This is a genomic window from Flavobacterium sp. (assembly GCF_039916025.1).
Classification (GTDB): Bacteria; Bacteroidota; Bacteroidia; order Flavobacteriales; family Flavobacteriaceae; genus Flavobacterium.
The window spans coordinates 1-13108 of record NZ_JBDSMB010000190.1; the positions used below are offsets into that span (position 1 = coordinate 1).

Annotated in this window: 9 protein-coding genes and 1 pseudogene; 9 read left to right on the top strand and 1 reads right to left on the bottom strand. The window is 35.9% G+C overall.

Annotation, left to right across the window (positions count from 1 at the left end; all coding sequences use genetic code 11):
- The 4 genes from ABIQ27_RS14030 to ABIQ27_RS14045 all read left to right on the top strand — a co-directional run.
- A partial coding sequence (locus tag ABIQ27_RS14030) for a phosphoribosylglycinamide formyltransferase (RefSeq protein WP_348034544.1) occupies window positions 1–622 on the top strand: 622 nt, incomplete at its 5' end.
- 11 nt (window positions 623–633) lie between these two features.
- Window positions 634–1113, top strand: a complete 480-nt coding sequence (rnhA, locus tag ABIQ27_RS14035; RefSeq protein WP_348034545.1) for a ribonuclease HI — start codon at window positions 634–636, stop codon at window positions 1111–1113.
- A gap of 76 nt (window positions 1114–1189) precedes the next feature.
- Window positions 1190–2116 (top strand): PfkB family carbohydrate kinase, encoded by a 927-nt coding sequence (locus tag ABIQ27_RS14040; protein ID WP_348034546.1) that lies wholly within the window; start codon window positions 1190–1192, stop codon window positions 2114–2116.
- A 232-nt stretch (window positions 2117–2348) separates the two neighbouring features.
- Window positions 2349–4247 (top strand): amidophosphoribosyltransferase, encoded by a 1899-nt coding sequence (locus ABIQ27_RS14045; protein ID WP_348034547.1) that lies wholly within the window; start codon window positions 2349–2351, stop codon window positions 4245–4247.
- Between the two features lie 430 nt (window positions 4248–4677).
- Here ABIQ27_RS14045 and ABIQ27_RS14050 read toward each other — a convergent pair whose 3' ends face one another.
- Window positions 4678–5286: a superoxide dismutase gene (locus tag ABIQ27_RS14050; RefSeq protein WP_348034548.1), complete on the bottom strand. Its 609-nt coding sequence runs from the start codon at window positions 5284–5286 to the stop codon at window positions 4678–4680.
- A 344-nt stretch (window positions 5287–5630) separates the two neighbouring features.
- Between ABIQ27_RS14050 and ABIQ27_RS14055 the strand changes: the two genes are divergently transcribed.
- From ABIQ27_RS14055 to ABIQ27_RS14075, 5 genes and pseudogenes are all read left to right on the top strand, one after another.
- Complete coding sequence (locus ABIQ27_RS14055; RefSeq protein WP_348034549.1) at window positions 5631–6152, top strand: GNAT family N-acetyltransferase; 522 nt, start codon at window positions 5631–5633, stop codon at window positions 6150–6152.
- Window positions 6153–9308, top strand: a complete 3156-nt coding sequence (locus ABIQ27_RS14060; RefSeq protein ID WP_348034550.1) for a UvrD-helicase domain-containing protein — start codon at window positions 6153–6155, stop codon at window positions 9306–9308.
- Window positions 9309–9333: 25 nt separating this feature from the next.
- Window positions 9334–10527 carry a glycine C-acetyltransferase gene (gene kbl / locus ABIQ27_RS14065; RefSeq protein ID WP_348034551.1) on the top strand — a complete coding sequence of 398 codons (1194 nt, stop codon included), beginning with the start codon at window positions 9334–9336 and terminating at the stop codon, window positions 10525–10527.
- A 129-nt stretch (window positions 10528–10656) separates the two neighbouring features.
- A complete protein-coding gene (locus ABIQ27_RS14070; protein ID WP_348034552.1) occupies window positions 10657–12054 on the top strand; it encodes an OmpA family protein in 1398 nt (465 codons plus the stop codon).
- A 62-nt stretch (window positions 12055–12116) separates the two neighbouring features.
- Window positions 12117–13108 (top strand): annotated as a pseudogene (locus ABIQ27_RS14075) (PD-(D/E)XK nuclease family protein); the annotation flags it as partial.

Consider the following 13108-nt stretch of genomic DNA (forward strand, 5'->3'; position numbering starts at 1 on the left):
CATTATTATTTTGCGATTCCATATTCCCTTTGAAAAACAATATTATAGCAATATGAAAAAGATTTTGCTTTTTGCTTCAGGCACTGGTTCCAATGTGGAAAATATTATTCAATACTTCAAAAATCACCATGATATTATCATAGTCGGCGTCTTCACTAACAATCCACATGCCAAAGTTTTAGAGAAAGCAAAAAATTATAATGTACCAACGCTTGTCTTTGACAGAGAAGAACTTTCAGAAGATTTTGTTCTGAAAAAAGTTACGGAACTCAAACCCGATTTGATTGTTCTGGCTGGTTTTTTATGGAAATTTCCTGAGCACATCATTGCTGAATATCCAAATAAGATTATCAATATTCATCCGGCATTGTTGCCAAAATATGGCGGAAAAGGAATGTATGGCATGAAAGTTCATCAAACTATTTTGGATAATAAAGAGAAAGAAACCGGAATCACGATTCACTATGTCAACGAACATTATGATGAAGGTGAATTTATTTTTCAGCAAAAAGTAACTATTGAAGATTGCGCTTCCGCAGATGAAATCGCAGCAAAAATTCACGAATTAGAACACAAACATTTCCCACAGATTATAGAAAGACTTCTAATCACTAATCACTAATCACTATTTACTTGAGTCACCAAGTCCACATATACACAGACGGCGCAGCTAAAGGAAATCCCGGAAACGGCGGTTATGGTGTTGTGATGGAATTGGTTGGAACTAGCTATAAAAAAGAATTCTACGAAGGTTTTCGCCATACGACGAACAACCGAATGGAATTACTGGCAGTAATTGTTGGTTTGGAAAAAATAACAAAACCCAATATGAAAGTCTTAGTCATTTCCGATTCGAAATATGTGGTTGATTCTGTTGAGAAGAAATGGGTTTTTGGTTGGGAGAAAAAAGAATTTGTAGGCAAAAAAAATCCCGACTTATGGAAGCGTTTCCTAAAAATTTACCGCCAGCACCAAGTTGATTTTAAATGGATTAAAGGCCACAACAATCATCCGCAAAATGAACGCTGTGATGAACTTGCCGTTTATGCTTCGGGTTTACCCAATTTATCTGTTGATGCTTTTTATGAAAAAGAAGAGCAGAAGTTGCTCTAATTTTTTGTCTCTTAATAACCTTTGCAACTCTGAAACATAAAACTTATCTTTGCGCCTTTAATTTGAAACTCAGATAATGAACAAACTTTTAATAGTAGGAACGGTTGCTTTTGACGCTATCGAAACACCTTTTGGAAAAACAGACAAAATTTTAGGTGGAGCAGGAACGTTTATTGGACTCTCGGCTTCGCATTTTAACTTGCAATCGGCTATAGTTTCGGTTGTTGGTGATGATTTTCCACAGGAATATTTAGATTTATTAACGTCAAGAAATATTGATATTTCAGGTTTAGAAGTTGTAAAAGGCGGAAAAACTTTCTTTTGGAGCGGTCGTTATCACAATGATATGAACTCGAGAGATACTTTGGCTACCGAATTAAATGTGTTGGCTGATTTCAATCCAGTTGTTCCTGAAAATTTTAAAAATGCTGATGTTGTGATGTTAGGAAACTTACATCCGATTGTACAAACCGGCGTTTTGAATCAAATGACACAAAAACCAAAACTGGTTGTATTGGATACAATGAACTTCTGGATGGATTGTGCCTTGCCTGAATTGTTAGACGTTATCAAACGTGTAGACGTAATTACAATCAACGATGAAGAAGCGCGTCAATTATCAGGAGAATATTCTTTGGTGAAAGCTGCGGCTAAAATCCATACAATGGGACCAAAATATGTTGTGATTAAAAAAGGAGAACATGGCGCGTTGATTTTTCATGACCATGAAATCTTCTTTGCTCCGGCATTGCCTTTAGCAGATGTTTTTGATCCAACAGGTGCTGGTGATACATTCGCAGGTGGATTTGCAGGATTCATAACACAACAAGGCGATGTTTCATTTGAAACTATGAAAACCGCAATTATCCAAGGTTCAAATCTGGCTTCATTTTGTGTAGAGAAATTCGGAACCGAAAGAATGCTGGAACTGACAAAAGAAGAAGTGAACAAACGATTAAAACAATTCAAATCCTTAACACAATTTGAAATAGAATTATCATAAATTTATGCCTCGAAGTTTCGGGGCATTTTTATTTTATATAAGCCATGAATGCACGAATGATTTTTAAGAAAATTATAAAGACATATTATTAGAAGCACAAAATTCAACACGAAATCTTAACACAAAGCATTTAAATTTATTCGTGTATTCGTGGCAAAAAAACAATAACACAAACAACAGAAGCTGAAACATCCCGAAGCTTCGGGAAAGCTTAAACAACACAACAACTACAATGAGCGACGCATTAAAACACGAATGTGGAATTGCACTTTTACGATTAAAAAAACCGTTGGAATTCTACAAAGAAAAATACGGTTCGGCTTTCTACGGCATACAGAAAATGTATCTGCTGATGGAAAAACAACACAACCGCGGGCAGGACGGAGCCGGATTTGCCTCCATAAAAATGGATGTTGAACCTGGCGAGAGATATATCAGCAGAGTTCGTTCCAATAACGCACAACCGATTCAGGATGTTTTTGCCCAGATTAATGAGAGGATTAACGAAGAACTGACATTGCATCCCGAATATCAGGACGATGTTGATTTGCAAAAAGCAAACATACCATACATAGGAGAATTATTTCTTGGACATGTTCGTTACGGAACTTTTGGTAAAAACAGTTTGGAAAGCGTTCATCCTTTCTTACGACAAAATAACTGGATGCATCGTAATCTGATTTTGGCCGGAAACTTCAACATGACAAATGTTACGGAGCTTTTTAATAGTTTGGTAGAATTGGGACAACATCCAAAAGAAATGGCCGATACGGTTACCGTAATGGAAAAAATCGGACATTTCCTTGATGATGAAGTTACTGATTTATATCAGGAATGCAAAAACAATGGATTATCAAAAAGAGAAGCGTCTCCTGTAATAGCCGAAAAATTAGATGTCGCTAAAATCTTGAAAAGAGCTTCACGCGGATGGGATGGCGGCTATGCTATGGCTGGATTGTTAGGTCATGGTGATGCTTTTGTTTTCCGTGATCCAGCAGGAATTCGCCCGACCTATTTTTATGAAGATGATGAAGTAGTTGTAGTCGCTTCTGAAAGACCGGTAATTCAAACGGTTTTCAATGTTGCTTTTGAAGATGTAAAAGAATTGACACCAGGAAACGCTTTAATCATCAAGAAAAACGGAAATGTCACCGAAGAAGAAATCATTCCGCCAACGGTAAAAAAAGCCTGTTCTTTTGAACGTATTTATTTTTCGCGCGGAAGCGATGCCGAAATTTATCAGGAACGAAAAGAATTAGGAAAATTAATTCTTCCGGCAGTTCTTGAGGCAATTGAAAATGACACCGACAATTCTGTTTTCTCTTATATTCCGAATACTGCTGAAACTTCGTTTTACGGAATGGTAGAAGCCGCGAATGATTTTCTGAACCAAAGAAAGAATCAGTTCATTTTGGATAACAGAAAAACATTAACCAAAGAAAAACTGGAAGAAATTCTTGCTGTCAAAATCAGAACTGAAAAGATTGCAATAAAAGATGCCAAACTCAGAACATTCATTACAGAAGATAGCAGCAGAGATGATTTGGTAGCGCATGTTTATGATGTTACGTATGGCGTAATTCAGCCAACAGACAATTTGGTAATAATTGACGACAGCATCGTTCGCGGAACAACGCTTAAAATGTCAATTATCAAAATGATGGACAGATTACATCCAAAACGAATTGTAGTCGTTTCTTCAGCGCCACAAATCCGTTATCCGGATTGTTATGGAATTGATATGGCAAGATTGGAAGGATTAGTTGCTTTTCAGGCCACATTGGCATTACTGAAAGAACGCAATTTGTATCATATTATAGATGCCGTTTATGCCAAATGCAAAGCACAGGCAAATTATAAAGATAGTGACGTTATTAATTATGTAACAGAAATCTATAAACCTTTCACAGATCAGGAAATCTCAGATAAAATAGCTGAATTATTAACTTCGGATGATATAAACGCCGAAGTAAAAATTATTTTTCAAACAGTAGAAAACTTACATCTTGCCTGCCCAAAAAATTTAGGGGATTGGTACTTCACTGGGGACTATCCAACTCCGGGAGGTAACCGTGTTGCTAACAAGGCATTTATGAATTTTTACGAGGGGAAAAATGCTCGCGCTTACTAAAATTTTAACATTTTTTGAAGTTAAACGATTATTGATGCATTTCATCTATATTTTTTGTTTTAACAATTAGATTCACTTTATATTTGGTCTACCATAGCATTAGTAGGTTAAGTTTATGGTAGATTTGGGGCAAAAAGGGTGAAATGAAAATTTCACCTTTTTTATTTTATAATTGTCTGAAAATCATTAAGAAAAGCAAAATTAACCTCTCATTTGCCTATCATCCCAATATATTTTAACAAAAATCACCATTATTAACTTGTAGTTATTAGCTTTGCCTTACCATAGTATTTAGTAGGTTAAGTAAGTTATGGTAGATTTGGGGCAAACAGGTGGAAGAAATTCCGCCTGTTTATTTTTTGTACTTATACAAAATAAAAAAACCGACTGCTTTCACAATCGGTTTTATGTGCTAAAAAGCAATTTGTTTTTATTTTTCTGTAGCGTATAATCTTGCCACTTCTGTCCAGTTAATCACATTAAAGAAAGCTTCAATATAATCAGGACGTCGATTTTGATAGTTCAGATAATAAGCATGCTCCCAAACATCCATTCCTAAGATTGGAAATCCGCCACAACCCGTATCCGGCATTAACGGATTATCCTGATTTGGAGTGGAACAAACTTCAACTTTTCCGCCTTTGTGTACACAAAGCCATGCCCAACCTGAACCAAAACGCGTCGTTCCGGCTTTCGCAAATTGTGCTTTAAATTCGTCAAAAGTTCCAAACGCAGCATCAATAGCATCTGCTAAATCTCCCGAAGGTTTTCCGCCACCAGTTGGTGACATTACTCTCCAAAACAAATTGTGATTATAAAATCCGCCGCCATTATTTCTGACAGCCGCATTTTTCATATCAAGATTTATCAAAAGGTTTTCTATTGTTTTTCCTTCTAAATCGGTACCTGCAACAGCAGCATTTAGGTTGGTAGTATAAGCATTGTGATGTTTTGAATGGTGAATTTCCATCGTTTTAGCATCAATATGTGGTTCTAATGCATCGTATGCATAAGGTAATTGCGGTAATTCGAAAGCCATGATATGTTGTATTTAAAAGTTATTAAAAATAATTGAATTCAAATTTATACATTTAACTTCGGAAAAGGAAGTGCCTTAATAAATATTTAATATAGTATCATGCTACTTTCCCGACATTCAATATTACCTTTAAAAAAGCAGACAGGAGGAAAAATTAAATTCTATTTTTCAATTAACAAATAATTAAAACTGATATTTCCTATTAGGAGCTATTTCCCGCTTTCCAATACAATCTTTTCCTCGTTTTACAAACGAGAAAATGGATTTCCATTACAAACGTAGTTCACTGAACTCCTATGGAAATAAACACGATGTGAAGTAATCGGGGCTAGAAAAACAAAAAAATGAGTTTCGACATCCAACCTAAACATTTACAAAACGATTTAATAAAACTTGTTCCACTTCAGGAAACAGATTTTGATAAATTGTTCGAAGTAGCATCCAATCCTTTAGTTTGGGAGCAGCATCCAAACCCGAATCGCTATAAATTAGAAGATTTTACCAATTATTTCAAGGGTGCAATAGAATCGAAAGGCGCTTTTCTGATTGTTGATGCTGCCACAAATGAAACCGTTGGCTGCAGCCGGTATTATGATTATAATGAAGAAGACAGTTCGATATTGATTGGTTACACATTTATCGGGACAAAGTTTTGGGGCAATGGCTATAACAAAGCTTTGAAAAAACTGATGCTCGATTATGCTTTTCAGTTTGTAGATAAGGTTTATTTCCACATTGGAGCTTTCAACTATCGTTCGCAAAAAGCTATCAAAAAAATTGGCGCCATTAAAGTAGATGAATTTGAAGTCGAATATTATGGTGAAGCCAGCAAGTTGAATTTTGTTTATCTGATAAATAAAAACTAAATGCAAAAACCAGCTTTCTCCATATATGACGCATCGGCAGGTTCCGGGAAAACCTATACTTTGGTAAAAGAATATCTGAAAATTATTCTGCTATCCAAAAAACCTGATGCTTATCGCAACATTCTCGCCATTACGTTTACCAACAAAGCGGTGCACGAAATGAAAAGCCGTGTTTTGGAAAGTCTTTCTGAATTCAGCAAAGAAAATCCTTCTGACAAAGCATTGCAATTGATGCAGGATATTCAGATAGAAACCGGATTGAGTTTGGCTTCCATTACCGAAAAAGCCAAAAGCATTATCAAAAATTTAATTCACAATTACGCCGCTTTTGATATTTCTACCATTGATAAATTCACGCACAAAGTCATTCGCGCTTTTGCACACGATTTGAATCTGCCGATAACTTTTGAAGTTTCTTTAGATACCGAAAGTTTGTTGACCGAAGCTGTTGATGCCATTATTGCCGAAGCCGGAAATGATGAAGAATTGACAAAACTGCTTGTCGATTTCACGATGGAAAAAACCGATGATGATAAATCCTGGGATATTTCACGGGAAATCATGGAAACGGGAAAGCTAATTTTAAACGAAAACAACCGCGAGGAAATCACACATTTTGATAAAAAGAAAATAGAAGATTTTATCGTTATCAAAAATAAACTAGTCGAGCTTTGCAAACAATTGGAAACTGAAACCATCGATTTGGCAACAGAAGCATTGGCTTTTATTCAGAAAAAAGGCATTGATGAGAAATCATTCTCTTCCGGATATTTTCCAAATCATATTAAAAGCATAGTCGGAAAGAATTTCAATCCCAAAAACAAAACCTATCACGAATTTGATGATATCAAAATCAACAAAACAGCGACTGATATTGAATTAATTCAAAGCATCATTCCAAATTTACTGGAAATTCTGGCTTCGGTTTACCAAAAATTCGAAAAGAAAAATTTCTACGAAGCCTTTCTAAAAAACATCACGCCGCTTTCGCTATTAAATACGTTAAGCAATAAACTGTCGGACATTCAAAAAGAGCAGGGAATTTTATCCATAACGGAATTCAATAAATTAATTCACGACCAAATTCAAAATCAGCCAGCGCCTTTTATTTATGAGCGTTTAGGCGAAAAGTATAAACATTTTTTCATTGATGAATTTCAGGATACTTCCGAAATGCAATGGCAAAACCTGATTCCGTTGATTGATAATGCTACGTCAAGTGAGGATTTACTCGGCGAAAGAGGAAGTCTGCTAATTGTTGGTGATCCAAAACAATCGATTTATCGCTGGCGTGGAGGAAAAGCGGAGCAATTTATCGAATTGAGCAAAGACATAAATCCGTTTAACAATCCCGAAAAAGAACTTTTCCCATTAAAGACTAATTGGAGAAGTTATTCGGAAGTTATTGATTTCAACAACAAATTCTTTGGTTTTATTGCCAATGAATTCGCTCATGAAGATTACAATGATTTATATAAAAACCATAGTCGTCAGGAAGAAAACAATAAAAAAGGAGGTTATGTAAACATTTCTTTTATGCCAAAGGTTGAGAAGGCGGAATATGGCGAAGAAGAAAATCCCGCAAAAGAAGAATTATATTTATTGGCAACATTAAACACCATTCAGAAAGTAAAAGCCAACGGATTTAGCTATAAAGATATTGCGATATTAACCCGAAAAAAAACCAACGGAGTTGCCATTGCCAATTATTTAACGCAACAAGGCATTCCGATTTTATCTTCAGAGAGTTTGTTGATAGGTTCTTCTTCGGAAGTGCAATGCATTGTTAATGTTTTGTATTATTTGAAAAATAATAATGACCGTGAATCCAAAGCGAACTTTCTGTATTACATCGCATCAAATGCGAAACAAGAAGTAAAGATTCATGATTTTATTGCGCTTGGAATGGAACAAATTAGTGAAGCCGATTTTGAACAATGGTTAGCCAGTTTTGACATTCATTTTTCGTTTAAAAACACCAGAAAGAAATCATTATACGAAGCAGCGGAAAGTATTATTTCCAGAATTATCCCAATCGAAAAACGAAATGCCTATGTGCAATTCTTTTTAGATATTGTTCTCGAGCAGGATTTAAAAAAGCAAGCAGGGATTTCTGATTTTCTGTCTTATTGGGATACAAATTCAGGAAAATTGAGCATTCCGTCGCCCGAAGGCAAAGAAGCGGTTCGCATCATGACCATTCACACGTCTAAAGGATTGGAATTTCCGGTGGTTATTTTCCCGTTTGCTGAAGAAAATTACAGTCTTGGGCCAAAAGAAAAAATTTGGCTTAACGCCGATGAAGAACAATTTGGCTTGTCCAAAGTTTTAGTAGATAAAAATGCGAGTGTTTCAACTTATGGTGAAGAATCGGCAATGATTTACAATCAGAAAAAGCAGGAAGAATTGTTGGATGACATTAATGTTTTGTATGTCGCAATGACAAGAGCCGAGGAACAATTGCATGTCATTTCGGGAATGCAGTCTAAAAACAAAGACGGAATTCTGCCAAACAATATGGCGTCGTTCTTCATCAAGTTTTTGGAAGAAAAAAATCAGTTTGATGAAGGCAAACTGGAATACGAATTTGGTGGTGCTCAAAAATTATCGATAACCAAAGAAAGAATTGACGAAACCGAAACCATTCCACAGCTTTCCGAAACATTGAATCCAAAAAATATCAAAATAGCCCAGCGCGAAAGTCTGATGTGGAATACCAAACAGCAAAAAGCCATCGAATACGGAAACATTCTGCACGAGATTTTGTCATTCATTAAAACCAAAGAAGATATTGATTTGGCGCTGACCAAAGCCATCGAAAACGGATTGATTGTTTCTTCGCAAAAGGATGCCGTTTTAAAAACCATTCAGGAAATTGTAAACCATCAGGATTTGGAATTGTTCTTTTCATATGAGCATAAAATCTTAAACGAAAAAACCATTATTCAAAAAGAGGGAAATCTTGTAAAGCCAGACAAAATGGTACTTAATAATCAAAACGAAATCTATTTATTAGATTATAAAACAGGTTCGCACCAAACGAAATACCAATATCAATTGGAGAATTATCAAAACGCCATTGAAAAAATGGGTTTTAAAGTCATTAAAAAAGCGCTCGTTTATATTGGGGAAACTTTGGAAGTGGTAAATTTGTAATCTCAAAACATTAACTACAAATAACATGTACGGAAAAATTCAACAACACCTACAAAATGAATTGAACACCATTGAACAAAATGGGATTTTCAAAAAAGAACGCATTATTACTTCACCACAAGGCGCCGAAATTACAGTAAACGGCGAAACGGTTTTAAACTTTTGTGCCAATAACTATTTAGGGTTGTCTTCGCATCCGGAAGTAGTTCAGGCAGCCAAAGATGCTTTAGACACGCATGGTTTCGGAATGTCATCGGTGCGTTTTATTTGCGGAACGCAGGATATTCACAAAACCCTGGAAAAAAAGATAGCTGATTTCTACGGAACAGAAGACACTATATTATACGCCGCGGCTTTTGATGCTAATGGTGGCGTTTTCGAACCTTTATTAGGCGAAGAAGATTGCATTATTTCGGATAGTCTGAATCACGCTTCGATTATTGACGGTGTTCGTTTGTGTAAAGCTGCACGTTATCGTTATGAAAATTCCAATATGGAAGATTTGGAAAACCAATTAAAGAAAGCTGTTGAAGCCGGACATCGTTTTAAACTTATTGTTACCGACGGAGTTTTCTCAATGGACGGATTGGTAGCTCCATTAGATAAAATCTGTGACCTGGCCGATAAATATGATGCATTGGTAATGGTTGATGAATGTCACGCAGCAGGTTTTATCGGAGCAACAGGAAAAGGAACACTCGAAGCCAAAGGCGTAATGGGAAGAGTTGATATCATCACAGGAACTTTAGGAAAAGCATTAGGCGGTGCGATGGGCGGTTATACTACAGCTAAAAAAGAAGTGATAGAGATTTTGCGACAGCGCTCTCGTCCTTATTTGTTTTCAAATTCGTTAGCACCGGCCATTGTTGGAGCATCTATTAAAGTTTTCGAATTATTAGAAAAAGACACCACACTTCGCGATAAAGTAGAATGGAATACCAATTACTTCAAAGATGGTTTGCGAAAAGCCGGAATTGATTTTATTGATGGTGATTCGGCCATTGTACCGGTAATGTTATACGATGCGAAATTATCTCAAATAATGGCAGATGAACTTCTTAAAAAAGGGATTTATGTTATTGGATTCTTTTTCCCGGTTGTGCCAAAAGATAAGGCTAGAATTCGTGTTCAATTATCTGCGGCGCATAGCAAAGAACATTTGGATAAAGCAATCGCAGCCTTTACTGAGGTTGGAAAAATGCTAAAAATTGAAAAATAAGATTGAAACTTTCATAATTACTGTCGTATCCTTATATAATTCACACATTTTAACACTTTTATTTTTTAATTAGAATTATACGTGTTACTTTTGTTCATTATAATTATTATAATCTAATCAAATTTAAGTATGAAACATCTTAACAAATTATTCGTTGCTTTGGTAATGTTAGCTGGGTTCAGCTCGCAGGCTCAAGACAGTAACAACCCTTGGGCAATTACCTTTGGGGTTAATGCAGTAGATACTAGAGTAAGTGCTGCTTCTAAACTGGAAGACCAATTTTCTCAGTTTTTTAATGCTGAAGATAACTGGAATATTCTTCCTTCAGTATCTTTTTTAAACGTATCTAAATACGTAGGAAGTAATTTCTCTTTTGGAGTTACTGGATCTATTAACAAGATAACTAGATATGTACTGCCAAGAGTTGGTGAAGGTCCATATACAGTAGTTAATCCTGGAGATAAGAATTATTATGCTGCAGACGCAGTGATCAACTACAGTTTAATGAGCATGATTAAATCTAAAACAATTGACCCTTCTATCCATATTGGTGGAGGTTACACTTGGATTGGTGATGAAATGCATGCTGGTACATTAAACGCAGGTTTAGGTTTAACTTATTGGTTTACTGACTTAGTAGGTTTATCTTGGCGTTCAACATACAAACAATCTTTCGAAGATGTTCGTGAAGATATGCCATCTCACATGCAACACTTCTTAGGTCTTTCTTTCAAATTTGGAGGAAAAGATACTGACGGTGACGGAATCTACGATAAAGACGATGCTTGTCCATTAGTTGCTGGTTTAAAACAATTCAACGGATGTCCTGATACAGACGGTGATGGAATTACAGACGCTAGTGATTCTTGTCCAGATGTTGCTGGTCCAGCTGAATTTAACGGATGTCCTGATACTGACGGTGATGGAATTGCTGATAAAGATGATGCTTGTCCAGATGTTGCTGGTTTGAAATCTTTAGGTGGTTGTCCTGATGCTGACGGTGACGGTATTACTGATAAATCAGACAAATGTCCAGATGTTAAAGGTCCAAAAGAAAACGCAGGTTGTCCTTGGCCAGATAGAGATGGAGATGGAGTTTTAGACAAAGATGACAAATGTCCAGATGTTAAAGGAACAGTTGCTAATAATGGTTGTCCAGAAGTATCCGACGAAGTTATGAAAAGATTGAATGACTATGCTAAAACTATATTATTCGATAGTGGTAAATCTTCATTTAAAGCACAAACTTATCCAGTATTGCAAGCTATGGTTGCTATCTTGAAAGAGTATCCAAATTCTAGATTCTCTTTAGAAGGACACACTGATAGCGATGGTACAGATCCATCTAACCAAATACTTTCTGAAAACAGAGCTTCAGCAGTTAAAACATATTTAACTACAGAAGGTGGTATTGATGCGGATAGATTAACTTCAATCGGTTTTGGTGAATCTAAACCAATCGATACTAATAAAACGAAAGCTGGTAAAGCTAACAACAGAAGAACAGAAGTAAAATTGGTAAAATAATTTTCTCTAAATAATTTAAGAAACGCCTCGATTTATCGGGGCGTTTTTTTTATTTTTATAGAATGTCAAAACCAACGTTTCTTTATCAGCTTGCCCAGGAAATTTTAAAAAATTATTCTGATAACTTATCGGACTTGACCATCGTTCTGCCTAACAAAAGAGCCAAAGTCTTTTTACTTGATGAATTAAAAAAGTTGGTTTCCAATAATGTCTTTGCACCAGAGATAATCAGCATTGAAGACTTTATTCAGGATATTGCCGGAATCCGTTCGGTTGACAGTGTCGAATTGCTGTTTGAGTTTTATGAAGTGTACCTTTCCTTAACCGAAAAAGACAAACAGGATTCCTTTGAAAACTTTGCCAATTGGGCAAAAACCTTACTTCAGGATTTTAATGAAATAGACCGATATCTTTTAGACCCGAATAAGATTTTAAAATATCTTGAAGACATAAAAGAAATTGAGCATTGGTCTGTTGATGTAGATAAAAGAACAGATCTGATAGAGAAGCATTTGCTTTTTTGGAAAAAACTGCCGGACTATTACCATGCGCTGTATCAACATCTATTAAATAAAGGCATTGGCTATCAGGGTTTGATTTATCGCGAAGCAGTTGAAAATTTGAATCATTTTTCTGAAAGCAATAACGGGAAACAATTTGTTTTTGCCGGTTTCAACGCACTCAATCAAGCCGAAGAAAAAATCATTCAGCATCTTTTAGCACTTGATGTTGCCAAAATCTATTGGGATATTGATGAAACTTTGCTTCATGATTCCTTTCATGACGCCGGACTTTTTCAGCGAAAATTCAAATCGGAATGGATTTATTATAAAACACATCCGTACGAATGGATTTCAAACGATTTTAAGGCCGAAAAGAACATTCATGTCATTGCTACTTCAAAATCCATCGGACAAGCTAAAATAGCGGGTAGTATCATCGAGAAAACTGCAGAGAAAGGAAATCTTCAGAATGTGGCGCTAGTGCTTGGAGAAGAAAGCTTGTTGCTACCCATGTTGTATTCACTTCCGGCGAATGTTGACGCGTTGAATAT